This window comes from Acidiferrimicrobium sp. IK, assembly GCF_025499425.1.
Lineage (GTDB): Bacteria > Actinomycetota > Acidimicrobiia > Acidimicrobiales > Palsa-688 > Acidiferrimicrobium.
Genome location: NZ_JAIMCB010000010.1, coordinates 110,769 through 135,747 on the forward strand (window position 1 = coordinate 110,769; position 24,979 = coordinate 135,747).

At 71.1% G+C, this 24,979-nt stretch carries 27 protein-coding genes; 8 read left to right on the forward strand and 19 right to left on the reverse strand.

Features of this window, described 5'->3' with window-relative positions:
* Window positions 1–2 precede the first annotated feature (2 nt).
* Window positions 3–2,249, reverse strand: coding sequence for a carboxypeptidase-like regulatory domain-containing protein (locus K6U06_RS16900; protein WP_262323134.1), 2,247 nt, complete (start codon window positions 2,247–2,249; stop codon window positions 3–5).
* A gap of 4 nt (window positions 2,250–2,253) precedes the next feature.
* Window positions 2,254–2,904 carry a DUF4255 domain-containing protein gene (locus tag K6U06_RS16905; protein WP_262323135.1) on the reverse strand — a complete coding sequence of 217 codons (651 nt, stop codon included), beginning with the start codon at window positions 2,902–2,904 and terminating at the stop codon, window positions 2,254–2,256.
* A gap of 239 nt (window positions 2,905–3,143) precedes the next feature.
* On the opposite strand from K6U06_RS16905, the gene K6U06_RS16910 reads away from it, so the two are divergent.
* A complete protein-coding gene (locus K6U06_RS16910; RefSeq protein WP_262323136.1) occupies window positions 3,144–5,006 on the forward strand; it encodes an AAA family ATPase in 1,863 nt (620 codons plus the stop codon).
* Window positions 5,007–5,326: 320 nt separating this feature from the next.
* Window positions 5,327–5,851, forward strand: coding sequence for a hypothetical protein (locus K6U06_RS16915; protein ID WP_262323137.1), 525 nt, complete (start codon window positions 5,327–5,329; stop codon window positions 5,849–5,851).
* A gap of 6 nt (window positions 5,852–5,857) precedes the next feature.
* On the opposite strand, the gene K6U06_RS16920 is transcribed toward K6U06_RS16915, so the two are convergent.
* Together K6U06_RS16920 and K6U06_RS16925 are read right to left on the reverse strand one after the other, a co-directional pair.
* The gene (locus tag K6U06_RS16920; protein WP_262323138.1) at window positions 5,858–6,370 is read right to left on the reverse strand and encodes a hypothetical protein; all 513 of its coding nucleotides are present in this window, start codon (window positions 6,368–6,370) and stop codon (window positions 5,858–5,860) included.
* A 284-nt stretch (window positions 6,371–6,654) separates the two neighbouring features.
* Complete coding sequence (locus tag K6U06_RS16925; RefSeq protein ID WP_262323139.1) at window positions 6,655–7,041, reverse strand: VOC family protein; 387 nt, start codon at window positions 7,039–7,041, stop codon at window positions 6,655–6,657.
* Window positions 7,042–7,356: 315 nt separating this feature from the next.
* Here K6U06_RS16925 and K6U06_RS16930 point away from each other — a divergent pair, with 315 nt between their 5' ends.
* Window positions 7,357–7,593 (forward strand): hypothetical protein, encoded by a 237-nt coding sequence (locus tag K6U06_RS16930; protein WP_262323140.1) that lies wholly within the window; start codon window positions 7,357–7,359, stop codon window positions 7,591–7,593.
* A gap of 31 nt (window positions 7,594–7,624) precedes the next feature.
* On the opposite strand, the gene K6U06_RS16935 is transcribed toward K6U06_RS16930, so the two are convergent.
* The 4 genes from K6U06_RS16935 to K6U06_RS16950 form a co-directional block, all read right to left on the reverse strand.
* Window positions 7,625–8,383, reverse strand: coding sequence for a GAF and ANTAR domain-containing protein (locus K6U06_RS16935; protein ID WP_262323141.1), 759 nt, complete (start codon window positions 8,381–8,383; stop codon window positions 7,625–7,627).
* A gap of 153 nt (window positions 8,384–8,536) precedes the next feature.
* Window positions 8,537–9,241 carry a GAF and ANTAR domain-containing protein gene (locus K6U06_RS16940; RefSeq protein WP_262323142.1) on the reverse strand — a complete coding sequence of 235 codons (705 nt, stop codon included), beginning with the start codon at window positions 9,239–9,241 and terminating at the stop codon, window positions 8,537–8,539.
* A 6-nt stretch (window positions 9,242–9,247) separates the two neighbouring features.
* A complete protein-coding gene (locus tag K6U06_RS16945) occupies window positions 9,248–10,162 on the reverse strand; it encodes a Dyp-type peroxidase (RefSeq protein WP_262323143.1) in 915 nt (304 codons plus the stop codon).
* 67 nt (window positions 10,163–10,229) lie between these two features.
* Window positions 10,230–10,889, reverse strand: coding sequence for a TIGR00730 family Rossman fold protein (locus tag K6U06_RS16950; RefSeq protein ID WP_262323144.1), 660 nt, complete (start codon window positions 10,887–10,889; stop codon window positions 10,230–10,232).
* On the opposite strand from K6U06_RS16950, the gene K6U06_RS16955 reads away from it, so the two are divergent.
* Window positions 10,888–11,211 (forward strand): antibiotic biosynthesis monooxygenase family protein, encoded by a 324-nt coding sequence (locus K6U06_RS16955; RefSeq protein WP_262323145.1) that lies wholly within the window; start codon window positions 10,888–10,890, stop codon window positions 11,209–11,211. The genes K6U06_RS16950 and K6U06_RS16955 overlap by 2 nt on opposite strands.
* An 87-nt stretch (window positions 11,212–11,298) precedes the next feature.
* Window positions 11,299–12,198, forward strand: coding sequence for a S1C family serine protease (locus tag K6U06_RS16960; protein WP_262323146.1), 900 nt, complete (start codon window positions 11,299–11,301; stop codon window positions 12,196–12,198).
* Between the two features lie 106 nt (window positions 12,199–12,304).
* Here the strand turns inward: K6U06_RS16960 and K6U06_RS16965 are convergent, their stop codons facing one another.
* The 4 genes from K6U06_RS16965 to K6U06_RS16980 all read right to left on the reverse strand — a co-directional run bounded on the left by K6U06_RS16965 (window position 12,305) and on the right by K6U06_RS16980 (window position 14,817).
* Window positions 12,305–13,153: an SDR family NAD(P)-dependent oxidoreductase gene (locus K6U06_RS16965; RefSeq protein ID WP_262323147.1), complete on the reverse strand. Its 849-nt coding sequence runs from the start codon at window positions 13,151–13,153 to the stop codon at window positions 12,305–12,307.
* A gap of 115 nt (window positions 13,154–13,268) precedes the next feature.
* The gene (locus tag K6U06_RS16970) at window positions 13,269–13,835 is read right to left on the reverse strand and encodes a hypothetical protein (RefSeq protein ID WP_262323148.1); all 567 of its coding nucleotides are present in this window, start codon (window positions 13,833–13,835) and stop codon (window positions 13,269–13,271) included.
* Window positions 13,836–13,945: 110 nt separating this feature from the next.
* A complete protein-coding gene (locus tag K6U06_RS16975; RefSeq protein WP_262323149.1) occupies window positions 13,946–14,359 on the reverse strand; it encodes a MarR family winged helix-turn-helix transcriptional regulator in 414 nt (137 codons plus the stop codon).
* Entirely contained in the window at window positions 14,356–14,817 is a 462-nt protein-coding gene (locus K6U06_RS16980; RefSeq protein ID WP_262323150.1) for a GNAT family N-acetyltransferase, read from the reverse strand. The genes K6U06_RS16975 and K6U06_RS16980 overlap by 4 nt, the downstream gene beginning before the upstream one ends.
* A gap of 290 nt (window positions 14,818–15,107) precedes the next feature.
* Between K6U06_RS16980 and K6U06_RS16985 the strand changes: the two genes are divergently transcribed.
* Both K6U06_RS16985 and K6U06_RS16990 read left to right on the forward strand, forming a co-directional pair.
* A complete protein-coding gene (locus tag K6U06_RS16985) occupies window positions 15,108–16,217 on the forward strand; it encodes a HoxN/HupN/NixA family nickel/cobalt transporter (RefSeq protein WP_262323151.1) in 1,110 nt (369 codons plus the stop codon).
* Window positions 16,207–16,728: a Fur family transcriptional regulator gene (locus K6U06_RS16990; RefSeq protein WP_262323152.1), complete on the forward strand. Its 522-nt coding sequence runs from the start codon at window positions 16,207–16,209 to the stop codon at window positions 16,726–16,728. Before K6U06_RS16985 ends, K6U06_RS16990 begins: the two co-directional genes overlap by 11 nt.
* Before the next feature lie 94 nt (window positions 16,729–16,822).
* Here the strand turns inward: K6U06_RS16990 and K6U06_RS16995 are convergent, their stop codons facing one another.
* Together K6U06_RS16995 and K6U06_RS17000 are read right to left on the reverse strand one after the other, a co-directional pair.
* Entirely contained in the window at window positions 16,823–17,392 is a 570-nt protein-coding gene (locus tag K6U06_RS16995) for a TetR/AcrR family transcriptional regulator (protein WP_262323153.1), read from the reverse strand.
* Window positions 17,393–17,411: 19 nt separating this feature from the next.
* Window positions 17,412–19,601, reverse strand: a complete 2,190-nt coding sequence (locus K6U06_RS17000; protein WP_262323154.1) for an MMPL family transporter — start codon at window positions 19,599–19,601, stop codon at window positions 17,412–17,414.
* A gap of 194 nt (window positions 19,602–19,795) precedes the next feature.
* On the opposite strand from K6U06_RS17000, the gene K6U06_RS24540 reads away from it, so the two are divergent.
* On the forward strand, window positions 19,796–20,485 hold the full coding sequence (locus K6U06_RS24540) for an NUDIX hydrolase (protein ID WP_410051072.1): 690 nt from the start codon (window positions 19,796–19,798) through the stop codon (window positions 20,483–20,485).
* A gap of 2 nt (window positions 20,486–20,487) precedes the next feature.
* Here K6U06_RS24540 and K6U06_RS17010 read toward each other — a convergent pair whose 3' ends face one another.
* The 5 genes from K6U06_RS17010 to K6U06_RS17030 form a co-directional block, all read right to left on the reverse strand.
* Entirely contained in the window at window positions 20,488–21,198 is a 711-nt protein-coding gene (locus tag K6U06_RS17010; protein WP_262323155.1) for a hypothetical protein, read from the reverse strand.
* An 80-nt stretch (window positions 21,199–21,278) separates the two neighbouring features.
* Window positions 21,279–22,154, reverse strand: coding sequence for a carbohydrate kinase family protein (locus K6U06_RS17015; RefSeq protein ID WP_262323156.1), 876 nt, complete (start codon window positions 22,152–22,154; stop codon window positions 21,279–21,281).
* 37 nt (window positions 22,155–22,191) lie between these two features.
* Window positions 22,192–22,944 (reverse strand): amino acid ABC transporter ATP-binding protein, encoded by a 753-nt coding sequence (locus tag K6U06_RS17020; RefSeq protein WP_262323210.1) that lies wholly within the window; start codon window positions 22,942–22,944, stop codon window positions 22,192–22,194.
* Between the two features lie 8 nt (window positions 22,945–22,952).
* The gene (locus K6U06_RS17025; RefSeq protein WP_262323157.1) at window positions 22,953–23,891 is read right to left on the reverse strand and encodes an amino acid ABC transporter permease; all 939 of its coding nucleotides are present in this window, start codon (window positions 23,889–23,891) and stop codon (window positions 22,953–22,955) included.
* Between the two features lie 7 nt (window positions 23,892–23,898).
* The gene (locus K6U06_RS17030; RefSeq protein WP_262323158.1) at window positions 23,899–24,807 is read right to left on the reverse strand and encodes an ABC transporter substrate-binding protein; all 909 of its coding nucleotides are present in this window, start codon (window positions 24,805–24,807) and stop codon (window positions 23,899–23,901) included.
* Window positions 24,808–24,979 lie beyond the last annotated feature (172 nt).

Genomic DNA, 24,979 nt, shown 5'->3' on the forward strand with positions numbered 1-24,979 from the left:
CGCTAGCCCCCCGCCGCCAACGCCACCGACACGGGGGCGGTCTGGCCGGTAGCTAGCACGGACAGCGACGTCTGGTTGGCGTAGCCGGCGAGCGAGAAGGTGACCGAATAGGCGCCGGGGCTGAGCCCGGTGATGCTGTAGCCGCCGAGCGGGGAGGAGGTGGTCACCGTCGTTCGGACCGTGACCCCGTCGGTGACCGTCACCGTCACACCGGCGAGCCCGCCGCCGCCCGCCGTGGTGACCGTCCCGGTGATGGTGGCGGTGCCCGTCGGCAACGTCGCGTTGATGCCTTGGGCGGAGCCGCTCGAGGTCAGGGTCACGCCCACCGTCTCGGGCACGTACCCGGCCAGCGAGAAGGTGAGGGTGTAGGTGCCCGGCGTGGTCAGCCCGGTCAGGTGGTAGGTGCCGACCTGGCCGGCGGTGAGGGTGTGGGTGGACACCGCTTGGGCGGCGCCGTTCACCGTGACGGTCACCCCGCCGAGCGGGGCCCCGTTCGAGGAGGTCACCGTGCCCGACACCTGCCCGGCCCCGCCGGCCATCGACACCGCCAGGGTGGTGAGCGACTGGCCGGGCCCGAGGGCTTCTGCGACGGTCTGGGTGCCGTAGCCGGTCTTGGTGAACGTCAGCAGGTAGGTGGCCGGGCTGGGCAGGTTGGCCAGCGTGAACTGGCCGACCGCCCCGGTGGTCGGCGTGGCGCTGGTGAAGGTCTGCCCGTTGGCCGATGCGGTGATCGTGACCCCGCCGAGCGGCGAGCCGCCGGCGGTGACGCTCCCGCCCAGGGTGCCGGGTCCGGCTTCGAGGTTGACGGTGTTCGCGACGTGGGCCTCGCCGCCAGCGAGGTCTTCGGTGTCGCTGGCCACCCGGTACCCCGGCGCGGAGAACGACAGGTCGTAGCTGTTGGGCGCGAGCAGGTTGGGGATGCTGTAGTGGCCCGCGCCGTCGGTGGTGACGGTGGCGACCGGGACGGTCCCGCCCTGTTTCGGTAGCACGGTGACGGTGACGGGGACCGGCGTCAGCGATCCGGTGACGACCGTGCCGGTGATCGAGCCGGGCATGCCGGTGACCACCGCGTTGATCCCGGGGGTTTGGGCTTCCGCGGCGACGCTGACCGACACGGCTTGGGTCATGCTCGGAGCCGCCGGGTACCACACGTCGTGGTACCCCTGTGCGGTGAACAGCAAGAAGTAGTCGCCGGGCAGCAGCCCGGCGATGCTGTAGGTGCCGTCGTTGCCTGTCGCCGCGGAGGAGACCAGGCTGGGTCCGCTCGGAGTGGAGCGGATCGCCTCCACGGTTATGCGCCCGATGCCCGCCTGCGTGCTGGTGGCGGTCACCGTGCCAGTGATCGTCCCGCCGATGCCTATAGCGACGCCGCTTTTGGGTACCGCCCCGGCCGGGGCGCTGTCGGCGGCCGCGGTCTGGTAGCGGAACCCGCCGAGCGAGCCGAGCGCGGTCTTGCCGCTGGCGGTGTGGGCGGCGGGCGACGCCGCGTAGAACGACGCCGGCACGTCCTTGGCGAGCGGGTCCTTGCTGAAGGCGTGGTTGAGCGCGACCACGAAGATCGCCGCCCACGCGACGACGATTACCGCGAGCACGGCGATGGTCCGGGCACCACTCGGGACGAGCGGACGGTGACGGAAGGTCGCCGCAGTGTCGAGGTCGAGGTCGGGGGCGGTGGCGACCACGGAGAGGATCCGCCCGTGCTCCGCCCCCCAGAACCGACGGGGGGCCCGCACGGTCATGGCGGTCGTGGCCGATCCCCCGGCCGGGACGACCAGCCCGGGCGGCGCGAACCGGGCGGTGAGCGCCCGGTCGGGGTCGCTGGCGGCCAGCGACGCGTCGAGGACGGTGTTGCCGGTGTTGTCGAGGACGACCGAGTAACGGGCCCGTCGGCGGGCCCGGCGCACCGGCGGCAGGACGGTTACGGTCCCCCGCGGTGCGGCCGCCACCTCCGCGGCGATTTCCACGACGGTGCTGGCGGCCGGCTCGACGCTGGAGCGAAGCTCGATCTCCAAGCGGCGGGGGCCCGCCGGGTAGGTGGCGTCGGGGGTCAGAGTGAGCGTCAGGATCCCGGTCTGGTCCGGGAACAGGGCCAGCAGCGGCGGTTCGACGGTGACAGTCAGGCCGTAGCCGCCGTCGAGGGACGCGGTGACCCCGTCGATGACTTCCAGCTCGTTGGTGACCTCGACCACGACCTTGGCGCCCACCGCTGGCGCCAGATCGACCTGCCCTGAGCGAACCAGGGCTCGCACGCCCTCAGCCCTCCGGCTCGGAGGACCCTGGTCGTCCCTCCATCACGAGGGCACTCCCGGAGCGACGGCGACGCATCACCGGCGGCTGCGGAACGTCCCCGCCGCTGCGGGCGGGCGCCGGCGCCAGGCGCGACGCGTTGACCCCGATCTCCTCGGCGGGGATCGCCGTCGCCGTCCACGCGAACACTTCGATCGGCACGCTGACCTCGACCTGCAGCCCGGGCTTCATCCGACCGTCGAGAGAGGACCAGAACTCGTTGGGCACCCGTTGGTCGCGAGTGGCGAGGGTGAGGGCGCAGCGGGAGCCGGCCAAGTGGTCGGGGAGGCTGTCGGCGGGGAGCCGGTCGTGGGCGAGGATGCAGGTCAGCAGCGACCCGAGCAGCTGGTGCTCGTCGGCCAGTTCGGTCGCCCACGCGGTGACCAAGTAGCGCAGGTCGACGACCGGCTGGGTCCGGCGCCGCTCGATGCTGCCCTCGTCGTTGATTCGGTGCTCCAGCCCGGTTCGCATCCGGCCCGGGTTGCGGGAGACCTCCCACAGGAACACGTTGATGGTCGGCGTGGTGAGCGACGCGCCCCAGGTCCGGTCGGGCGCCTCGAACGACACGTCGACGGTGCCCTCCGGCAGCGGTACCCCGATGCGGAGGAAACGTTCCAATGCACGATCGATCGTGTGAATCACAACGCTCCCTCCCGACTGGACACTAGTTGGCCATTCATAGCCGCACCAGCGTCTGCTTCACTAAAGACGACATGGGTGCGGACACTGTCGGAAAGGGACATAGGGTAACTCCAGCCCCTGATTGGACCTTATTTGCAGATATTGTCCTGCAGCGCAGCGCCCTGCTCCTGCGGGCCAACCGGGACCACGGCCCGGACCCGCTGGCCGGCCTGCGAGTGAGCGACGAGGACGTCGACGAGCTCCTACGCGAGCTGCCCGGCCTGGAGCAGTCCCGTGCCGGGGAGATGGCGGCAGGGTTGGACGAGGCCGCCCGGGAGGCCGACCTGGCTGTGGCCGCGGCGCGCGAGGGGCTCCTCGCCGGGTTGTCGGCGCACGGCCCTTTTCCCGACCTCGTCCGCTCCGCCGGCCTCGACCAGCTCGACGCCGAAGTGCTGGCGCTGCTCTGCGCCGTGGAACTGGACCCTCGCCGGCAGCGCCTGGTCGGCTACCTGAACGACGACGTCACGCTCCGGCGGCTCACCCCTTGGACCCTGGCGGTGCTGCTCGGCCGGCGGGCGCTCGGTCCGGTCGCCCCGGGAGGCGCCCTGCGCCGGGCGGCGCTGCTGGCGCCGGCGGGCGGCGGCCCGTGGGCGGCCGAGGCGGTAGCCGTCGCCGGCCCCGTGACGTGGTGGCTGGCCGGGGACCGGGCTTTGGATCCGGCGCTGCCAGCCGGAGCGGAGCTGCTCGAGGGACCCGGCGCCTCCGACTCCACCGACCCCGCGCCACAGCCAGGCGCTGCGGCGTACCACCCGGTGGTGGTGGCGGCCGGCCCGGACCGGGTCCGCCGGCTCCAGGCGGCGGTGAGCGCGCTCGGCGCCGCTTCGGTGCTGGTCATCCCGGCACCCGAAGGACCCGAGCAGTGGGACGCGGTCATCCGCTGGGGCACCTTGGCGGATGCCGGTGTAGTGGTCGAGGTGGACGGCGCCCTGACCGCAACAGCAAGGGACCGCATCGAGCGGGCCCACCACCTGCGATGGGCGCTCACCAGCCCCCTCGAGCTGTCGCTGGCGTCGCTGCCGCGCACGGCGTGGAGGGAGGTGGACGTCGAGCCGGCAGCCGCCACCCAAGAGGAATGGGAGGCGACCTTCCCCGGCGGGCGACCGGAGGGGGTCAGCGGTCACCGGTTGAGCGCCGACCAGCTGTGGCACGTCGGCCGGGCCGCGCGGGCATTGGACGGCGATTTGCACCAGGCCGTCCGCCGGCTGGCTGCCGGTCACATCGACGCCACCGCGGTCCGTGTGCGCCCGACAAGGGGATGGGACGACTTGATCCTCGACCCGGACCGGATGGACCGGGTCCGGGAGATCGCCATGCGCTGCCGCCAGCGCGACGTGGTATTCGGCGAGTGGGGCCTGTCCCCGCAGCCGTCCACTGGTGTCGTCGCCCTCTTCGCTGGCCCGTCGGGGACAGGCAAGACCCTCGCCGCCGAGGTCATCGCCGCCGACCTCGGCGTGGACGTGTACAAGGTGGATCTGGCCAATCTGGTCAGCAAGTACATCGGCGAGACCGAAAAGAACCTCTCCGCGGTGTTCGACGCCGCGGAGGCCAGCAACGTGGCGCTCTTCTTCGACGAAGCCGACGCGCTGCTCGGCAAGCGCTCCGAGGTGTCCGACGCCCACGACCGCTACGCCAACATCGAAGTCGCCTACCTGCTGCAGCGTCTGGAACGGTACGAGGGGCTGGCGATCATGGCCACCAACCTGGCCAAGAACATCGACCCGGCGTTCATCCGGCGCCTGCACGTGATCGTCGACTTCCCGGTACCCGAGGCCGCCGAGCGGCGCCGGATTTGGGCCCGTTGCCTACCCAAGGACGCTCCGCTCGGCGACGACTTGGATCTCGACGCGCTCGCCGACGCGGTGGAGGTCGCCGGCGGGACGATCCGCAACGCGGTGACCACCTCGGCGTTCTTGGCCGCGGACGCCGGGACCCCCATCACAATGGCCCTGGCCGTTGCCGGCCTGCGGCGCGAGTTGCAGAAAATCGGGCGGTTGATCGATCACTCGACGTTTGCCGGGCTGGGTACCGCGCAAAGTTAGATACCGCGCGGGCTGACGCCGCGTCACATAAATGACACTACGTCACATACCAGCTGAGCGGTCCTGTTCCCCCGGAAACATGCTGGTCGAAGGGGTCGAATCGGGCGCCGCGAGGCGGATAGCACCCCCGATAAGCCGGCGTCATTACCTTTAGCTCTACTATCCGCCTGATGGAGCGTGGTGAAGAGGGACAGGTCCTTGCGTCTCTCAGCTGGGAACGCGGCAGTTGTTTTCTCACGACGCGACATCCAGTCATACCTTTCGGTCGGTCGCCAGGCTGCAGCATTCGTCTCGGGCACGAGCCGGCCCTCGACGCAGGGGTGCCGGGCAGAGCGGGCCAGTTCCTCGTGGTCGGGGCCGGGCGGATCGCGGTCGAGAACCTGGCCGAGAGGCGCGCCTTCGACGTCCTGGCCCGCGGCTCACCGCTCGAGGCGGTGCGACCGGGGGCGATCTTCTCGCCGGCCGACCGCTGCTTTGAGGTTCGCCTCGTCGGCTCGCTCGCGACCTACACCATCGTCGTCGACATCGTGACCGGGGCTGCCGACAGCCCGGCGGTCACCGGCGAAGACGCCTGCGATCCCGGGACCCGGCTGGAACCGGAGTTGACCGCCCGCCAGTGGCAGGTCATGGCCGAGTACATCCGCCCCATCCTGGCCGGTAGTCCGGTGCCCGCGACGCACGCCGCGGTGGCCGAGGCGCTGGGCTGGTCGATGGCGCTCATTCGGGTCGAGTGCGCGGAGATCTGGAACCGCTTCGTGCTCGCGGACGTGCCGATGCGGGACTTCCCCGACAAGCGCGACGCCATCGTCGACGCCGCCATCCGCCACCGCCTGCTTCCGGAATAGGCGGGCTCAGCAGCCTCCGCCGTCCCCGGCCTCGCCGGTTCCGATCTGGGGGGCGTCGACTACGCCCCTCCCCGGCGGGGGCTGCTCACTTCCGAGGTGGATGATGTACCACTCACCCCGCCAGCCGTCCAGGGCGGCGATGCCGAAGGATCGGATCGTCCCCCCGGAGCTATAGACGACTCGGGAGTTGAGGCTGTTCCAGTAGCCGAGCCGGTTGGCGCAGGCGTCGGGCGGGATCCAGCGGGCCGGGCCCAAATTGACCGAAACGAGGCGGGCGGAGGCCGCGGCCGGCCCGAGCAGGTTGTGGACCGCTTGAATGTCGAGCGCGAAGTGGGCCATCAACCGGTAGGTCCAGTCCGAGCGGTCGTTGTAGAGCGACTTGAGCTGGATGTACGCCGTCTCCGGGAAGAACGCTGGGGTCGCCAGCGCGGCTTGGCCGGTGGTCACCGCCTGCCAGAACATCGCCATCTCCCCGACGAACTGCTGGTCTTTGACCGGCACCGCACGGGTCTGGCCCAACGTGCCCGGGTCTACCGTCGGGGGCGGTGCGGTCGTCGGCGCGTCGGTCGAGGCGGGCCCGGTGCTCGGAGGGCTGGGAGCCACCTCGGCGCTGCCGCCAGGTGCAACGGGCGGCTGCCCCTGGCTCCGGCCGCTCAACGCGGCTACGCCCGGCAAGCCCCGGCTCGTCGCCGACGGTCCGCAACCGGCGGCCACCAGCGCGCCGAGGGCGCACAGGGCCCCGGCGCTCAGCAGACGGCGCGGCGCTCCTCGGCCCACGCGGCTGGCGGGGCGGCCCGCCCGCTTCATGACTGAGGGGCCACCAGCTCCACCTCGAAACCGTCGCGGTCCTCGAGATACAAGACTCGCGAGCCGGCGGCGATGGAGTGGCCGGTGGCTTGGAGCTGGCCCCAACCGTGGGCAGCGGCATCGGCGCCGACCCGGCTCAAAGTGCTCGCGTCAGGTGCCCGGAACGCTACGTGGTTGAGGCCTGGACGCATCCGGCTGTAGAGCATGCCGGGGACCATGTCGGGTGACTGCTCGAGCACCATCGTTGCCCCGGTGGGATGGCGGTACAGCAGTACCCGGGGACGCGGACGGTCGGCGTCGAAGCCCAGGTGGCCGAGCAGCCATCCCCACGACTCGCCGGCCCGATCGATGTCGGGGACCCACAGGGTCAGGTGGTGCAGCACGGGATGACACTAAGCCAGCTCCGACCGCTCCAGGCGGGCGAGGTTTGGGGGACGAGGCGGCGACCGGTCTAGGAGGGGAAGGCCTTCTTGGCCACCTGCTTGTCCTTCTTGTCCTGGCGCTTCTCCTTGATGGAGCGGCCGGGCTTCTTGACAGCGGGCTTCTTGGGCGACTTCTCGGGCATCGTGTGCCCCCCTTCTTTGTCCCAACCCTACAACCAGTGCCCGGCTGCCGAACCCGATAAGCTTGGGGTAGCCGTAGATCCTGCTGCACCGACGCTGATCGAGGCGACCCCGCCGCCGGCTTGAGAAGGTGCGATGCTGACCCCAACCCAACGTGCTGCTCTGATCGAGTTGTCCGGTGAACCACCGGAGGGACCGACCAGCGACTCCGACATCTGGTACGACTTCCTGTCGTCGATGTACAAGAGCGGGTTGACGCTCAAGGACCTGAAGCTGACGCAGGCGCAGCGCCCGGAGATAATGGCCTGCCTGCGTCGGGCCCCTTCGGTCGCCCCTCGCGGCACCAGGAAGCGTGGCGAACGGCCGGCTTGACGGCCTGACCGCCTCGGGCTCCGCCCGAGGCCTACTTCGCTTGGTCCCGGCTGATCGGCGCGCTGGCCAGCAGCTCGGCGCGCTGGTCGGCGGCGAGGGTACGACGCACGATCTTGGCCGCCAGGTCGGTCAACTTCATGTTGTGGCCACGGGCGAACGCCCGAAGCCGGACGAAGGCCTCGTCGGTCGAGACGTGGGCCAGCTCCGACACCACCCCTTTGGCCTGCTCGACGGTGATGCGGCTGTTGAGAGCCCGCTGCAGCTGCGAGGTCAGGCGGTGGGCGTCCTCCGCGGCCTGGTTCTGGAGGAGGGTGAGTGTCGCGGCATGGGCCAGGGCCTGGGCGATGACCACGTCGTCGGCGGCGAGCAGGCCAGGGTTGGTGAGGAACAGGTTGACGCTGCCGAGGACCTGGGTGCGCACCGCCATCGGGAAGGCGTAGACCGAACGGAACCCGGCCGCTACCGCAAGGGGGGCGAAGCTGGGCCAGGTGGTGCTGACAGCCAGGTCGGGGTCGACCACGGCCGCCCCGAGGCGGTACGCGTCGTGGCAGGGACCCTCCTCGTTTTGCACCTGGAACAACTCGAGCAGGCTGGCCTGGTCGCTCGACGCGGCGACGACCTGCAAGGCGCCGCCCGGGTCGGCGACGACGATCCCCGACGCTGAAGCGTCGAGCAGCTCGACCACCCTGGCACTCAGCCCGCTCAACACGTCGATGACGTCGAAGTCGGCCACCAGCGTGTCGGCGAGACGGAGAAAGGTCTCGGCAAGGAAAGTCTCACGGGTGGCCACGAAGCGGCCTCCTTTCTGCCAGGCCCTCTGGTCGAGGGGCCTGTCGAGCGATCGTCGGTTTGGTTGGCGCGATCGCAGGGACGGGGGATGCTGCAGACAAGGGCGGAGGCGGGGACTCCGGGGTGGGAACGGCGGCCGCGGCGGACGTGAGGGTCACCGATCGAACCTGATGCGGCGGTCGACGACGGCGGCCGCGACGGTCCGGACGTTGGAGCCGTCGGACCGGGCTCGGGTGCGAAGCCGGGCCATGGCCTCTCCGACACCGACGTCGAGCTGAGCGGACACCATCCCGGTCGCCTGGTGGACCACGGCGTGATCCGGCTCGCCGTCCGCCAGCTCCGAGGCGACCATGCCGTCATCGGCACCAGCCTGCACCGCCAGCAGCGCCCGGGTGACGACCGCGGCGACGACGAGCGCGTCGGCGTTGCGCTCCGGCCCGAGCGGTCCCGGCTGGCTGCAGTACAACGTCAGCGCCCCCAGGCGGGCCGCACCGAGGACCAAGGGGTAGGCGCACACCGCAGCGACGCCGGATCGTCGCAGCGCGCCGCTCAGCTCCCCCCACCCCGCCGGAGGGTCGTGACGCAGGTCCATCGCCGCCACCGGCGCGCCCCGGGCGTGAGCGTCGATCGCCGGCCCGGCCCCGAGGCCGTACTGGATCTCCTCCACCCGCTCGAACGCGGGACCGGAGGTGTAGGTGGCTGCTGGCTGGTCGTCGCTGTCGGCCAACACGATCGACGCCCCCGCGACCCGGAGAACCGCGACGGCCGCCGCGCACATGCCCTCGGGGGTCAGCGCGGCGTCCTCGTACACGGCCAACGCCGTCACGACCCTGGACCACCTGTCGCTGACGGCGCTCACTGACCTCTAGACGCTAACCGACACCCCGAGGTCGGGAGGGAGGAACGCCTGCAACGCGTCGAGGGACGGTGCCAGGTAGTACGAACCGCTCAGCGGGGTGGTGTAGCGGGTCAGCGCGTCGCGTATCCCGTCGCCGACCCCGGCCATCCGCTCGAGCATGATCTGCAGCGGATGCTGCTCTGCGCAGAACCCGACGAACAGCGTCCCGTGGTCGGTCGGCCCGCCGTAGGCGGTGTTGCGCCGGTAGATCGCCAGCTCCTCGCCGTCCTCCTCCACCACGTTGCGACTGACGTGGGAGTCGGCGGGCATCCGCTCGTCGTCGAGCTCGACGCTGTCGGGTTTGCTGCGCCCGATGACCAGTTCTTGTTCGGCGTCCCCCAAAGCGGCCCACGCGTCGAGGTGACGCCACCGCTGGACGAGCACGACGCTGGAGCCGGCCCCTGGAGCGCCGGCGCGGACCGCGACCCCGGGCGCCTCGACGACGCTCGGGTTTTCGGTCCCGTCGATGAACCCGGTCAGGTCACGGTCGTGGCGGTACACCCAACCGGTGATCTCGCTGCCGACCGTGGCCACGCCGGCCGCCGCGTCGAGGACCTTGCGGGCGCTGTCGAAGACGATGTCGCGCCCGCCGCCGGCGACCCACACCCAGGCGTCGTGCTGGGTGGCGGGCATGGTCAGCTCCGGCCCGACGATCGCTTCGAAGGATCGCACGCCGGGAGGGGCGTGCTCAGGCGCCACCTCGGCCCACAGTTCGGGGCGCACGGCCACCGTCACGCTGACTCCGGCCAGCGGGCTCCCGGGCCCGCACAACCAGGCCAGCACCCCGACCAGACCCGCAGGGTCCGCTCCCGCCACCAGGTCCAACTCAAGGTAGCAGTGCTCGATGGTGCCGAGGGCGAAGATTCCGGGCTGCGCGGTCACGCCCGCCGTTTCTACCTGGGGCGCCGGCGCCAACTCCAACCGGCGGCCCCGATCTCCCTCCAGCGCGTCACCGGCGGTCGCGGTCGACCCATTTGCCGACCGTCTCTGGCACCCAGCCCGCCATGGCGTCGAGCAGCGACGCGGGCTCGGGGGCGGTCAGGACCAGCCGGCGGTGCTCGACGCGGACGAAGCGTTCCTCCACCGCGTGGTCGAGGAACGCCAGCAGCGGCGCCCAGAAGCCGGCCACGTCGAGCAGGCCGCACGGCTTGTGCTGCAGGCCCAGCTGTGACCAGGTCAACACCTCGGCCAGCTCCTCGAGCGTGCCGAGCCCGCCGGGGAGCGCCACGAAACCGTCGGACAGGTCCGCCATCAAAGCCTTGCGCTCGTGCATCGAAGCGACCACCCGCAGCTCGCTCAGCCCGCCGTGGGCTACCTCCCGGTCAACCAGGACCTGGGGGATCACCCCGATAACCCGGCCTCCCGCGGCGAGGGCGGCGTCAGCGACCGCTCCCATCAACCCCACCGAGGCGCCGCCGTACACCAGGGTCATGCCCCGCCGGGCCACCTCCCCGCCGAGCGCTCCGGCAGCCGCGAGGTACTCGGGGCGGGCACCGGGACTCGACCCGCTGAAGACGCAGACGCGACCGTGCACCACCACCGATGATGCCAGGCGACGGCGGCCACCCTGGCGAGCGACGGGGCCGGCGATCTGCTCAGATCGGGCCATGACCGTGATCAAGATCAACGCCATCACCGTGCCGGCTGGCTCGGGCGACGAACTGGCCAAGCGCTTCGCAGCCCGGGCCGGCGCCGTGGACGGCCAAGACGGATTCGAGGGTTTCGAGCTGCTCAAGCCCGTGGACGACCGCACGCAGTGGCTGGTGGTGACCCGGTGGCGCGACGAGGCGTCGTTCCAGGCGTGGGTGTCGTCGCCGGCGTTCTCCCACGGCCACGCCGGCGCAGACCGGCCGGCCCCGCACGGCGGCCCGGTGTCGGTGTCCTCGGAGCTGTGGTCCTACGAGGTGGCGGGCGGCTCACCCGGCGCCTGATCCCGAGCCGATCGGGGCGGCGCCGTTAGCCCAGCTCGGCGGGTAGCTTGCAACTCGCAAGTTACAATCAGCGACACGGAGGCCTCCATGCCCGTCCTCGACGATCTGCAGTCCGCAATCCAGTCCATCGCCGGGAGCGCCGGCTCCGCGGTGGTCCGTATCGGCCGGGGCCCCGGACGGGGCGCCGGCATAGTCGTCGCCCCTGGCGTGGTGGCGACCAACGCCCACAACCTGCGCGGGGCCCAGACCACTGTCACCTTCTCCGACGGCCGCCAAGCCACCGGCACCGTCGCCGGCGTGGACGGCGACGGCGACCTGGCCGCCATCACCGTCGACACCGCAGGCGCACGCCCCCTCGAGTGGGCCGGCGCCGCCCCTGGCCTCGGGCAGCCGGTGTTCGCTCTCGCCGTGCCGCCCGGCGGCGGCATCCGGGTCACCCAGGGGGCGGTCTCCGCCACCGGCCGCCAGTTCCGCGGGCCGGGCGGCCGGCTGATCGAGGACGCGGTCGAGCACACCGCCCCCCTGGCGCCGGGGTCCTCGGGCGGTCCGGTGGTCGACGCGACAGGGCGGCTTCTGGCGGTGTCGACCCACCGCCTCGGCGACGGGTTCTACCTCGCGGTGCCGGTGTCGGACAGTCTGCGGACCCGGATCGAGGGGCTGTCGAGAGGCGAGTCGCCGACCCGCCGGCGCCTCGGCGTCGCCCTGGCTCCTACCCAGGTGGCCCGGCGGATCCGGGCGGCGGCCGGTCTGCCCGAGCGCGACGGCCTGCTCGTGCGGGGCGTCGAGGACGCCAGCCCGGCCGCGGTCGCAGGCATCAGGAGAGGTGACCTCCTCGTCAGCGCCGGCGGGGTCGGTGTGACCTCCCTCGAGCAGCTGACCGCGGCGCTGGACGCCGCGGAGGACACATTGGCGCTCGGCCTCGTGCGGGGAGCCGAGGAGCTGGAGGTGACGGTGCGGTTCCCCGCCCCCGAGGAGCCGGAAAGCTGACGGAACGCTGGCGCCGGCTCTGGGCTGCCCAACCGGCGGCCCAGAGCTGGTCAGCCGGCGGGGCCGGCCCAGAGCTGGTCAGCCGGCGGGGCCGGCCCTGGGCTTGTCAGCCGGCGGCCGGCTCGGACTTGCTGAGGCGGCGCTCGGCCAGGCGGGCGCCGAGGCTCACCGCCCGCAGGTACAGGTTCGGGGCGCTGCGCTTGGCCCGCCAGACGATCTTGGCGTCGAGCTGGGGCAGCACGTAGAGGCGGCCCCGGTCGTGACCGTCGAGCGCCATGCGAGCGACGCCCTCGGCGGACACCTTGCCCCGGGCCATCAGCTGGTTGGCCGTCTCCCGCCCCCGGTCTGTCATCCGCCCGTTGACTGCGATGTTGGTGGCGACGAACGTCGGGCAGACCACCGTGACGCCGATGCCGGTGCCGGACAGCTCCGCGGCCAGGGTCTCGGAGACCGCGATCACCGCAGCCTTTGTGGCGTTGTAGGCGGCCATCTGCGGTGCCGCGGCGAACCCGGCGGCGGACGCGACGTTGATCACCCCGCCCCGCCCGGCGGCCCGTAGCCGGGGCACGAAGACGTGACAGCCGTGGATCACGCCCCAAAGGTTGATTCCCACCGTCCAGCGCCAGTCTTCGATCGGTGTCTCGCCGATCACCGAGCCTCCGGTGCCGACACCTGCGTTGTTGACTACGAGGTCCACCGGCGCGCCGAGGAAGTCCTCCGCGGCGCCAGCCAGCGCCTCCACGTCTTCCAGGCGACCCACGTCGCAGGCGACGGCGTGGGCGGTCCCGCCCGAGGCGCGAATCTCCGCCGCGGTGGCCTCCGCCCGGTCCAGGGCGATGTCGCTGCAGACAACCCGCCCGCCCCTGGCGGCCAGCTCCAGAGCGAAGGCCCGACCGATGCCACTGCCGGCGCCGGTCACCACCGCTTTGGTCCCGGCGGTGCGCTTCGTGGCCATGGGTGACCTCCTGAGTCGGGTGACGGCCTGGGCAGGCCGGCGGCCTGACTGTAAGACGGTCAACCCTAACGGAAGTTCCTGACCGCAGGTCAAACAGGGCGGCCAGGCCCGCCGGTCAGTCTCCGGTGCGAGCCAGCATGCCGGCGGCGACGGTAGACACCGCCACGCCGGCGGAAGCCATCAAGATCCCCGGCCCCCAGTGGCACACCATCTCGAGCGCCATCTGGTGCAGCGGGGACATCGACGACCAGCCGGGAACGCCGAGGAACATGAGCCCCGACTGCCCGGCGCCGGGCACGATTATGTCGAAGAGCCACGGGCCGGCTCCCATCCACACCCCGAGGAAGATGGTGGCGAGCGCGAGCGCGCGCAGCGCCGGGGCCATGGCCCGGCGGGCATCGGGGCCGCAGCGGGCCACGCGCAGCACGGCGTACCCGAGGAGGACGCCGAGGGCGCCGGGAATGACGTGGAGCACGATCCGGTCGGTGGTCCACTGCCACGCTGCGCCGTCGAGGGGGAGCCCGACCGCAGGCCCGACGAAGGGCATGACGCCCATGAACAGCCCGAGGCCGATCACCGCCTTGGCGACCAGCGCCGGCTCGAGGCCCAGGATCGGGTTGGCGGCGGTCGCCGGAGCGGGGGCCGAGCGCAGGCGGCTGTTGGACGGCTCGGTGGCGGTCATGGGGCGAGCATCTCCTCGGTGTGGGTCCGCGGGGTCACCGCTGGCAGCAGCGGCGGTCCCGGCGTAGCGGACTTCGCCGCCGAGCGCCTGAGTTCCTGCCTCGCCTACCGTCAAACCTGGCGCAGCCGGCGCAGGATCGGGAGAACCGCGGCCAGCTCGGCTTGGTCCTGGTCGTCGAGCGCTTCCAGCCGGGAGGCGAACGCCGCCGCGCCGAGTTGGCGTTGCTGGTGCAAGAACTCCCGCCCGGCGTCGGAGATGGCGACCATCACGACCCGCGCGTCGTCCGGGTCGCGCCGGCGCTGGACCAGACCGGCCCGCTCCACCTGGGCGACCACCGCGGTCATCGAGGGTTGGGCCACGCCCTCCACCGCGGCCAGCTCGGTGATCCGCCGCGCCCCTGTCCGGTCCAGCGTGTCAAGAGTCGAAAGCGACGTGAGACTCAGCTGTCTTGGTCGCTCGCGCACCGCGAGGAGAACCAGCTCCATGAACGCCACGGCCAGCTCCCGGCGCACATCGTCGTTCACCCCCGGCTCCCTTTCTCCAACTGCTTCTCCATGAAGATGAGGGGGCGGCGGGAGTATCCCGCGCCTTCGTAGAACGGCATGACCGACGCGTTGTCCCGTTCGACCAGCAGGTTGACCTTGCGACAGCCGCGGGCTCGGAGCCTGTCTTCCAGCTCCTCGACCAAGGCAGTGGCGATGCGCCGGCCCCGCCACTCCGGGGCGGTGGCCAGGCGCTGAACCCAACCCCGGCGCCCGTCCCAGGTGCCGAGCACCGTCCCCACCGCCACGCCCGTCGAGGGGGCCTCCGGGTCCGGGGCCTCGGCGATTAGCACCAGGTCGCTCCCCGCTCGCAGGAGCCGCTCCAGCTCCTGCCGGGCCGGCGCGCGCTGCACCTTTAGGCCGGAGAGCACCCACAAGTCGAGCATGGCGTCGACGTCGCCGGGGCGGGCAGTGCGAACGAGGAAAGAAGGATCGGTCATGGCAGCCCGGTTCGGTATAGCCGCCCGGGGTGTGGTGTGGTGGGCACCTCGACTGGCGGGGCGTCGCGTGACGCTCCTGAGTCCTTGCCGGGAAGCACCTTGCCCAAATTTTCGTTGCTTGTTGCGAGCAGCACGCAACTACTCTTCAACTGGGCGCTCGGAACCAGACCGGCGCCCTCACCGACCAGAGGAAGCCCACCGCCGTGAGCGTGACCGCCGCACCCCCGCTGTCTCGATTGGAGGCGATCAGGCGCGGGCTGACACCCCACGAGTGGCGCCGGGTAGGAGGAATGGCCGGGTTCATCCTGCTGCTCCACGTCGCCGGTATCGTGCTGCTCGTCGCCGCGGCGCGCGGCCACTACCACCTGAGTGGCACCAAGACCTTCGGGATCGGCACCGGAGTGCTGGCCTACACCCTCGGGATGCGCCACGCCTTCGACGCCGACCACATCTCGGCGATTGACAACACCACCCGCAAGCTGATGTCGGAGGGCCAGCGGCCCCTCGGGACCGGCCTGTGGTTCTCCCTCGGCCACTCCTCCGTCGTGTTCCTGCTGTCGGTGCTGCTCAACTTCGGCATCCGAGCCCTAAACAGCCAGGTGAAGGACACCAACTCCGGCCTGCACCACTACACCGGGCTCATCGGGACGTCGCTGTCAGGCGGGTTCCTCTACATAATCGCCGGTCTCAACGTCGTGATCCTGGTCTCCATCGTGCGGATGTTCCTCGACATGCGCCGCGGCCGGTTCGACCAGGAGGAACTGGAGCGCCAGCTCAACGCTCGGGGCATGATGAACCGGTTCTTCGGGCCGATGGCCAGGAGGATCGACAAGCCCTGGAAGCTGTACCCGATCGGGTTCCTCTTCGGGCTGGGGTTCGACACCGCGACGGAGGTGGCGTTCTTGATCCTGTCGGGCACGGCGGTGGCGTCGGGGCTGCCCTTCTGGGCGGTGCTCAGCATGCCGATCCTCTTCGCGGCGGGCATGAGCCTGCTCGACACCATCGACGGGTCGTTCATGAACTTCGCCTACGAGTGGGCGTTCTCCCGGCCGGTGCGAAAGGTGTACTACAACATCATCATCACCGGGCTGTCGGTGACCGTAGCGTTCGCCATCGGGACCGTCGAACTGCTGTCGGTGTTGAGCGGCCAGCTGCGGTTGTCGGGCGGGGTGTGGGACGTGGTCAACGGATTCAACCTCAACGTCGCCGGATACATCATCGTCGGTGTGTTCGTGCTCACCTGGGTCGCGGCGCTGGCCGTTTGGAAGTACGGTCGGGTGGAGGCCCGGTGGGACGCGGCCGCGGCAATCGGCGCCGGCGGTCATGTCGGTGGCTCTACCGGTCACGGTCATGGGGGCGCCGGCGGCGGGCACTACGGGGCCGGGGGTCATGCGGGCTAGGGCGGCTGTGGAGCGGGGAGTCGACCCCGTCGGCCAGAGCACGGCTGACGGGGCCGAGGATCGGGTGGCCGAAGATCGGGTGGCCGAGGTGATGGACCTGCTGCGAGCCCGGGGCGGTCGGGCCAGCGGTGCTCGTCGGGTGATCCTCGAGGCCATGGCTACCGGGCCGGCGCACCGCACCGCCGAGGAGCTGGCCGAGCAGATCCACGCCGAGCACCCAGCGGTGCACCAGGCGACGGTGTACCGCACCCTTGAGCGCTTCGAGGAGCTGGGTGTGGTGTATCACAGCCATCTCGGGCACGGGCCGGCGCAGTGGCACCTCGGCGAGAACCATCATGTGCATCTGACCTGCGACCGCTGCGGAGCGGTCATCGACGCCGACCAGGCGGACTTCGAGGAGGTCGCGGCGGCGCTGCGGGACCGTTACGGGTTCTCGCTCGACATCCGCCATTTCGCCATCACCGGCACTTGCGCCGGCTGCGCGGACGGGGACGGCCGCGACCCGTGGTGATCGGGCCACGACAACACCATCGCGGCCTGGCCGTTGCACCCCCTCCCCCCCACCGCGGCACCCGCGCCCCCCGGCCGGGGCTGACGCCGGCGGGTCAGGAAGGGCAGGGCCGGAAGAACTGTGCGACGATCCGGTCGATGTAGGCCTTGTCGAGCGGTTCGCCGGCCAGCTGCCGGCGGTGACGGATCAGCGCCGGAGCGATGTCGCCGAGCAGCTCCACGTCGGTGTCGGCCGGCAGCTGGCCTCGCTCCACTCCCCTGGCGACGATGCCCCGGAACATGGCGGTGAACCGGGCGATGACGGTGTCGCGGCATTGCATCGCCAAGTCCGGGTCGGCGGCGATCGCCGCGCTCAGCGCTTCGTAGGTCCCCGCGTCGGCCCGCTTCTCGATCATGAATCCGAGAAGGAACTCGACGAGATCGGCCCGCACGTCCCCGGTGTCGGGCACGACGACCTTGGTGGTCGCGAGATGGGCGATCGCATCGACGGTCAACGCCAGCTTGTTGGGCCAGCGGCGGTACAGCGCCGCCTTGCTGACCCCGGCACGCGCCGCGATCCGGTCCATGCTCACACCGTGGTAGCCGCCCTCGACGATGAGCCCGATGACCGCGGTCATCGCCGCGTCGTCGAGTTGGGGGTCGCGGGGCCGGCCGGGCGGTGTCACGCGCCCCGCCGCACGCCGCTCAGCGGCCGGTCAGCACCGGCTCGGGCTGCCCTCCAACCGACCCGGCGGAGTCGGCGCCCTCCACGTTGAGCTGCGGAATGGCCCGGTCCAGCCATCCCGGCAGCCACCAGTTGCGGGGCCCGAAGAGGTGCATCAGCGCGGGGACGAGAACGGTTCGCACGACGAAGGCGTCGATGATGATCGCCCCGGCCAGGCCGATCCCGAACTGTTTGATGATGACGTTGTCGCCGAGGGCGAACGACGCGAAGACGAGGATCATGATGCTCGCGGCGGCGGTGATGACCCGCCCGGTCGCAGCCTGCCCGGTCGTCACGGCCCGCTGGTTGTCCCGGGAGTGGGCCCATTCCTCGTGCATCCGGCTGACGAGGAACACCTCGTAGTCCATCGACAGGCCGAACAGGATCGAGATCAAAAGGACCGGGATGAACACCTCGACGGGCGCTTTCTCCGATATGCGGAACAGCGAGTGGCCCCAGCCCCATTCGAACACCGCGTTCATGATCCCGAGGGCGGCCCCGACCGAGAGCAGGTTCATGACCGAAGCGATGAGCGGCACCAACAGGCTGCGGAACACCGCCATCAACAGGATGAACCCGAGGATCACGACCACCGCGAGAAACAGCGGCAGCTTGGAGGAGAGGATGTGGGAGAAATCGGACTGGATGGCGGTGGCCCCGCCGACGAGAACCGTTATGCCGGTGCCCGCGACGGCCTTGGGGACGGCCTGGCCCCGCAACCGGTGGAGCAGGCTGGTGGTGGCCTTCGACTGCGGGCTGGTGGCGGGATACAGGTTGGCGACCGCGACCAATCCGTCGGGGCTGACCACCGGCGGGCCGACGGAGACCACGCCTGGTTCCTTGGCCAACGCCTTGGTCAAGGCCGCGAACGCCGGCTGGGCGCTGGGCGAGGGCAACTCGCCGACGATCTGGAACGGGCCGCTGACGCCGGGACCGAAACCCTTGGCCAGCAACGTGTAGGCCTGCAGCGTGGTGCTGCCTGGCGGATCGGTGCCGGCGTCGTCAAGGCCGAGGCGCAGGGTCAACACGGGCAGGGCGACGACGACCACGACGAGCAGCGCGGCGATGGCCGGCAGCGTGGGCGTTCGCTGGATGAAGCCGGCCCAGCGGGCCCAGAACCCGACGACCGCCTCGTCCACCGGACCGTTGGCGGCCAGGCTGGCGCGCTGCTTGCGGCTGAGGACCTTCATCCCGAAGAAGCCAAGGAGGGAGGGGAGGAGGGTGAGAGAGGCGAGCATGGTGAGGATCACCGTCACCGACGCGGAGACGGCCACCCCGTAGAGGAACGACAGGCCGAGCGCGAACTGCCCGAGCAGGGCGATGCACACCGTGATACCGGCGAAGAACACGGCCCGCCCGGCGGTGTTGACGGCGATCACTGCCGATTCCTCGACGTCTCGGCCGGCTTTGAGCCCGGCGCGGTGGCGGGTGACGATGAACAGTGCGTAGTCGACGCCGACGCCGAGGCCGATGAGGATCCCGAGGATGGTGGCGAACTCCGCCACCGAGAACACGTGGCTGGCTAGGCCGGTGAGGGCGTAGCCGATGCCGATGGCGACCAGGGCGGTGATGATCGGCAAGAACGCGGCGAACAGCGCGCCGAACGCCACCCCGAGGACGATGAGGGCGAAGAGCACTCCGAGCCCGGTGCTGCTGTTGCTGCTCTGCTGCTGGGCCTGCTCGATGTCCTGACCGCCGAGCGCGACCTGCAGCTGGCTGTCAGCGGCCGCCTGAGCGGTGGAGATGACCTGCTTGACATCGGCCTTGGGGTTGGTCTGGCTGCCGTCGAAAACCACGGTGGCAAAAGCGACGGTGCCGTCCTTGCTCACCTGCCCGGCGCCCCTCGCCGAGTACGGGCTGGTCACCGTCCGGACGTCGGGGAGCGTGGCCACCTTGGCCAGCATCGCACTGACCCTGGCCTGGATCGCCGGGTCCCGGACTGTGCCGGAGGTGGCATGGAGGACGATTTGATCAGAGCTTCCCGAGACCGCAGGGAAGTCCTTTTGCAGCAACGTCAGGGCCTTACCCGACTCGGTGCTCGACAGCTGGAACTTGGTCGCGAACTTCGTTCCTGCGGCCTGCGAGAGCGCCGAGGAACCGATCAGAGCGACCAGCCAGATGGCCAGCACCCAACGGCGATGCCGGAAGCACCAGCGCGCCAAAGACCTCATCAATTCCTCCGGGGGGTTGAGGGGACCGCGAGGGGGGTTACCGCGGTCCAGCGCAAACGGTAGCAGCGTTCCGATCCGTATACGTATCGAAAAGCCGCCGCTACCGTCGAGGGGTGGCTGATTCCGGAAACCTCGAGGGCGCAGCCACCGACAGCGGCGCAGCACAGCGGTGGGGAGCGCCGCTTCGGGCCCACCTGACCGCCAACCTGCGCCGCCATGACCGCCAAGCGGAGGCGGTCGGCGCCCGGCGCCACGCCGCGGTGGCGGTGGTCGTCGTCGACAGCGACGCGGACACCGATGGCGGGGATGACCAGCCGGCGTCGGTCGAAGACCTGGCGGCGATCCCGGGCGCCGAGGGTCTTGGCCTTACCGGCAGCGTGGTCGGCACCGCTGGCGGCCCGGCGGTGCTGCTGACCCGCCGAGCCGCCGGCCTGCGCGCCCACGCCGGCCAGTGGGCTCTTCCCGGCGGCCGTGTCGACGACGGCGAGACGCCGCTCGGCGCCGCGCTTAGAGAGCTGCGCGAGGAGTTGGGCCTGGCCCTGGAGCCCTCAGCACTGCTCGGTGCGCTGGACGACTACCCGACCCGGTCCGGGTATGTGATCTCGCCGTTCGTGTTCTGGGGCGGCGACGACCCTGTCATCTCGCCCCACGCAGGTGAGGTGCGCTCCGTCCACCGCGTGTCGTTCCGGGAGCTGTGCCGGGCGGACTCCCCCCGGTTTGTCACCATCCCCGAGTCGGACCGGCCGGTCGTGCAGCTCCCGATCGGCGGCGACCTCATCCACGCCCCGACCGGCGCGATCCTCCTGCAGTTCCGCCGGGTCGCCCTCGAGGGCGTCACCGAGCGGGTGGCCGGCTACGAGCAACCGGTGTTCGCCTGGCGTTGAGCTCAGGCCAGCTTGCCGAGCGCAGCGGCGAGCGTCGAGGGGAAATTGCCGTAGATGGCGTTGGAGGGGGGCACGGTGTCGATGTAGATCACCAGCAAGACGACCTGTGGCTGAGCGACCAGGCCGATGTCGACCGACCAGGTGCGCCCTTGGACCACCCCGGTGCCCCCAAAGGCGCTCTCGGTGTCACTGGCAGGCAGCGTGTTCGCGACGGGCGCCAGCCGGAGGGTGGCGGTCGCGCCGGCGACGGTGACGGTGACCGGGCTGCAGTGCTGCAGGACCGAGACGTCGTGGGCGTAGGCGGCGGTCGCCGCGGCGCCGTTGTACCCGGCCACCACTTCGTTGATGGCGGGCAGCGAGCCGCGGGCCGGGCCGGCGAAGTACGTCGAGGCGGACGTGGCCGCGCCTGTGGGTGCCAGCTGGCTCAGGCAGGGGGAGGCGGCCAGCTGACGGGAGCTGTCGGCAGGCACCGGATCGTAGAACCCGCCGAGATCGGCGAAGGCCAAGAGGTTGGCGGACAGGGTCGCCGACGAGGGTGCGCTCCCCGCTGCGGGCGGCAACGTCGTCACCGGGATGGTGGCGGTGCCGGTGGGGCCTGCTGCGGTCGTGGCGCTGTGCCCGCTCGGATGCCCTCCGCTTTCGGAGGCGCCTCCCGGCAGGCGCCCGCCACCTCCGCCGACCACGACCGCCCCGATGACGCCGGCGACCAGCACCGCCGCGACGGCCGGCGCCAGGGCCCGGACGACCGAGGAGGTCTCAGCTCCGGGGCCGGCGGAATGCTTACCGGAGGAGGTCAGCGTCGGGCGCCCTGGCGAAGGTGGGAGGCAGCGACCGCGCCGGCGGCGCGGAGGTGCGCCGCGAGGTGCTCGACCCCGACCGCGGCGAGCGCGTGGCGGTCGAGGTGACCGGCGCCGGCCAGGCTCTGGAGCAGGCCGGCCGAGAACGCGTCGCCCGCGCCGATGGCGTCGGTCGCGTCGACCGGCGCCGCCTCGACGTCGGCCCGGGCGCCGGCGGTGAACGCCTCGCTGCCGGCGGCGCCCCGGGTGACCGCCACCAGGCTGGCGCCGAGGTCCATCCAGCGGCCGGCGACCTCAACAAAGGGCGCCCCCGGGTAGAGGAACTGGATGTCGCTCTCGCTGGCTTTGATGACGTCGGCCCGTCCGATCCATCGCTCCACCTGGTCGCGGTAGTCGGCGATCCCGGCCACGAACGCCGGGCGAACGTTGGGGTCGTACATGCGGATCGCGCTCGCCGGGAGATCCGCCAGCAGCTCGTAGAGGGCGGTGGCCATCGGCTCGACGATGGTGCCCAACCCTCCGACGTAGAGCGCGCTCGTGGCTGCTGGTGCCCGGTCGACCGCGGCGAACGTCGCCGTGCCCTCCACGTAGAAGGTGTAGGTCACGTCGGCGTGGGTGGTGTCGGCGACGGCCAGAGCGGTTGCTTGGAGCGCCGGCGGGCAGCGGCTCACGTCGACGCCGGCGTCTTCCAGGTGGGCTCGCAGCATTCGCCCGAACCCGTCGGACGACAAGCCACCCAGGAACACCGTCGGCGCCCCGAGGGCCGACAGCGTCCGGGCGACGTTGGCCGGGGCGCCGCCCGGGCGGGCCTCCCACAACCCGTCGGGACGGGGGACGAAGTCGACGAGCGCCTCGCCGCACACGACGATCACAGCGGCGCGGCGGGGGCGATCGGAGAAGCTTCGACCATCAGAGAACCTTCGACAAGAACGCCTGCGTCCGCTTGTGCCGGGGGGCGGCGAGCACCTCCCGGGGTGGCCCGGACTCGACGATGGTCCCCTCGTCCATGAAAACCAGCTGGTCGCCGACCTCCCGGGCGAACCCCATCTCGTGGGTGACGACGATCATCGTCATCCCGTCGGCGGCGAGCTGGCGCATCACGTCGAGCACCTCGCCGACCAGCTCCGGGTCCAGCGCGGATGTCGGCTCGTCGAAGAGCATCAGCTTGGGGCCCATGGCCAGGGCTCTGGCGATGGCCACCCGCTGCTGCTGGCCGCCCGACAGCTGCGAGGGGTAGTTGTCGGCCTTGGCGCTCAGCCCGACCCGCTCGAGCAGGGCCACCGCCTGGGCCCGGGCCTCGGCGCGCGGGCGCCCGAGGACCTGCATCGGCGCCTCCATGACATTGCCGAGGGCGGTCATGTGCGGGAACAGGTTGAAGCGCTGGAACACCATGCCGATGTCGCGCCTGGTGGCGCACACCTCGCGCTCCCTCAGCTCGTGCAGGCGGCCGCCCTCCTCCCGGTACCCGACGAGCACCCCGTCGACTAGGAGTCGCCCGGCGTCCACCTTCTCCAGGTGGTTGACGCAGCGCAGGAAGGTACTTTTCCCCGACCCTGACGGACCGACGATGCAGAGCACCTCGCCGGCGGCCACCGACAGATCGATGCCGCGGAGGACCTCGGTCCTCCCGAAGCGTTTGTGGACGCCTTGCGCCTCCACCATCGGGGTCATCAGCCGAGCCCCCCGGCGGGCCGGCCGAAGCCCAAGACCCGCAGGCGCTGCAAGGGGGTCGGGGGAAGGTCGCGGGCGGTACCCCGGCCGAAGCGGCGTTCGAGGTAGTACTGGCCGACGTAGGAGACGGAGGTGAGGACCAGGTACCAGATGCTGACCGTGAGCAGCAGCGGGATGATCAGGTAGTTGCGGGCGTAGATCAGCTGCGCGGAGCCGAGCAGCTCGAGGTAGCCGATGGTCGACGCCAGCGATGTCGTCTTGAGCATCGAGATGGTCTCGTTGCCGGTCGGGGGGATGATCACCCTCATGGCCTGCGGCAACACGATGCGCCGCAGCGTCTGGACCCGGCGCATGCCGAGCGCCTGCGCGGCCTCGGTCTGGCCCTCATCGACCGACAGGATCCCTGCCCGGGCGATTTCGGACATGTACGCCGCCTCGTTGAGACCGAGCCCGAGCAGGACCGACCACAGCTGGGTGATGACGGTCTTGGCGTCGGCGTGCACGATCGAGGGTCCGAACGGCACGCCGAAGCTGAGGGAGTGGATCACCGTCGGCAGGAAGAACCAAAACAGCAGCTGCACCAGCACCGGGGTGCCCCGGAAGAACCAGATGTACAGCCACGCCACCGACTTGACGACCGGGTTGGGCGACATCCTCATGACCGCCAGGGTGACGCCGAGCGCCACCCCGATCGCCATGCACCCGACGGTCAGCAAGACGGTGCGCTCCAACCCGACCAGGATCTGGTGGTTGAAGAGGTAGCTGCGCACCACGTCCCAGCGCAGCTTTGACGTCGCTACGAGGAAGTGGACGAGCTGGGCGACCAGCACCGCGAGGACGGCGGCCGCCACCCACCGCCCGGGGTGGCGGACCGGGACCGCCTTGATGTCCTCAGGCGCGTTGTGCGCGTCGCGCACGCCGGGGTCGACGCTGGTCACGGTTCGCTCAGCTGGTGGCGCCGTTGATGGTGAAGCTCGAGATGGCGCCGGCCTGCACGCCCCACTTGCTGAGGATCTGCTGGTAGGTCCCGGACTTCTGCAGGTCGGTCAGCGCGGCGGCGATCGCCTTGTCGAAGCCCTGGTAGTCGGCGCCGAGCGGGACGGCCATGCCGTAGGGGGCGGTGGAGAGGATCGGCCCGACGATCTGGAACGTCCCGTTGGACTGCTTTGCGTAGTAGGCGTTCACCGGCGAGTCGGCGAACGCGACGTCGACCCGGCCGGCGGAGAGCGCCTGGTTGACCTCGGTCTCGGTGTCGAAGGCCTGCACGTTGACCTTGCAGCTCTTGGACTGGGTGGTGGCGTCATCGAGCTCGGTGGTGCCCTTCTCGACGCCGACGTTGAGGTTGCAAAGCGACGCCAGGCTGGTGAGGTTGGTGTGCTGGCCCTTGTTGACCATGAACGACTCGCCGGCAGAGAAGTAGTCGACCATCGTCACCTGCTTTTCCCGGGCCTTGGTGTCGGTGAACGACGAGATGCCAAGGTCGTAGCGGGTTCCGAGCGTGCCGATGATCGAGTCGAAGGACTGGTTGGAGAACTTGAACGGCACCCCGAGCACCTTGCCGATAGCCGTTCCGAGGTCGACGTCCATGCCTTCGATCGACCCGTTGGCGGCCTGGAACTCGTTGGGCGCGTACGTGGCGTCGGTGGCGACTTGCACCACCCCGGCGGTCTTCAGCTTCGCCGGCACCAGCGCGGCGGCCGCGCTGTCGACTCCCCCACCTGCCGCGGCGGTGGTCGCCGTCGTCGCGCCGGCGGCCGTCGTCGACGACGAGCTGGACGACGAGCTGCCGCAAGCGGCGACGAGCAGGGCCGCGCCGGCGGTTGCTGCGGCGAGACGAAGTGGGCGACGGGTCACGGCTACTCCTGGAGGTGAGGAAAGGCGGCGGGCCAGCACAGGCCCGTCCGGGAGCGCACATCTTCGCGCCCCGGAGCCAGGGCTGCGTCGACAAGTGGCAGCCGCCGCCCGCTAAAGGGCGCGACCCGGGCCGGCGAGCCGGCCCGGGCGGCGCCCAGCCCCGCGGCTCGAG

What these genes read in the sequence shown, in the direction of transcription:
- K6U06_RS16930 (WP_262323140.1), top strand. Translation starts at nt 7,357, where the DNA reads ATGCTGACCCCAACCCAACGTGCTGCTCTGATCGAGTTGTCCGGTGAA.
- K6U06_RS16955 (WP_262323145.1), top strand. Translation starts at nt 10,888, where the DNA reads ATGACCGTGATCAAGATCAACGCCATCACCGTGCCGGCTGGCTCGGGC.
- K6U06_RS16950 (WP_262323144.1), bottom strand. Translation starts at nt 10,889, where the DNA reads ATGGCCCGATCTGAGCAGATCGCCGGCCCCGTCGCTCGCCAGGGTGGC.
- K6U06_RS16960 (WP_262323146.1), top strand. Translation starts at nt 11,299, where the DNA reads ATGCCCGTCCTCGACGATCTGCAGTCCGCAATCCAGTCCATCGCCGGG.
- K6U06_RS16965 (WP_262323147.1), bottom strand. Translation starts at nt 13,153, where the DNA reads ATGGCCACGAAGCGCACCGCCGGGACCAAAGCGGTGGTGACCGGCGCC.
- K6U06_RS16970 (WP_262323148.1), bottom strand. Translation starts at nt 13,835, where the DNA reads ATGACCGCCACCGAGCCGTCCAACAGCCGCCTGCGCTCGGCCCCCGCT.
- K6U06_RS16980 (WP_262323150.1), bottom strand. Translation starts at nt 14,817, where the DNA reads ATGACCGATCCTTCTTTCCTCGTTCGCACTGCCCGCCCCGGCGACGTC.
- K6U06_RS16985 (WP_262323151.1), top strand. Translation starts at nt 15,108, where the DNA reads ATGGCCGGGTTCATCCTGCTGCTCCACGTCGCCGGTATCGTGCTGCTC.
- K6U06_RS16990 (WP_262323152.1), top strand. Translation starts at nt 16,207, where the DNA reads ATGCGGGCTAGGGCGGCTGTGGAGCGGGGAGTCGACCCCGTCGGCCAG.
- K6U06_RS17000 (WP_262323154.1), bottom strand. Translation starts at nt 19,601, where the DNA reads ATGAGGTCTTTGGCGCGCTGGTGCTTCCGGCATCGCCGTTGGGTGCTG.
- K6U06_RS17020 (WP_262323210.1), bottom strand. Translation starts at nt 22,944, where the DNA reads ATGGTGGAGGCGCAAGGCGTCCACAAACGCTTCGGGAGGACCGAGGTC.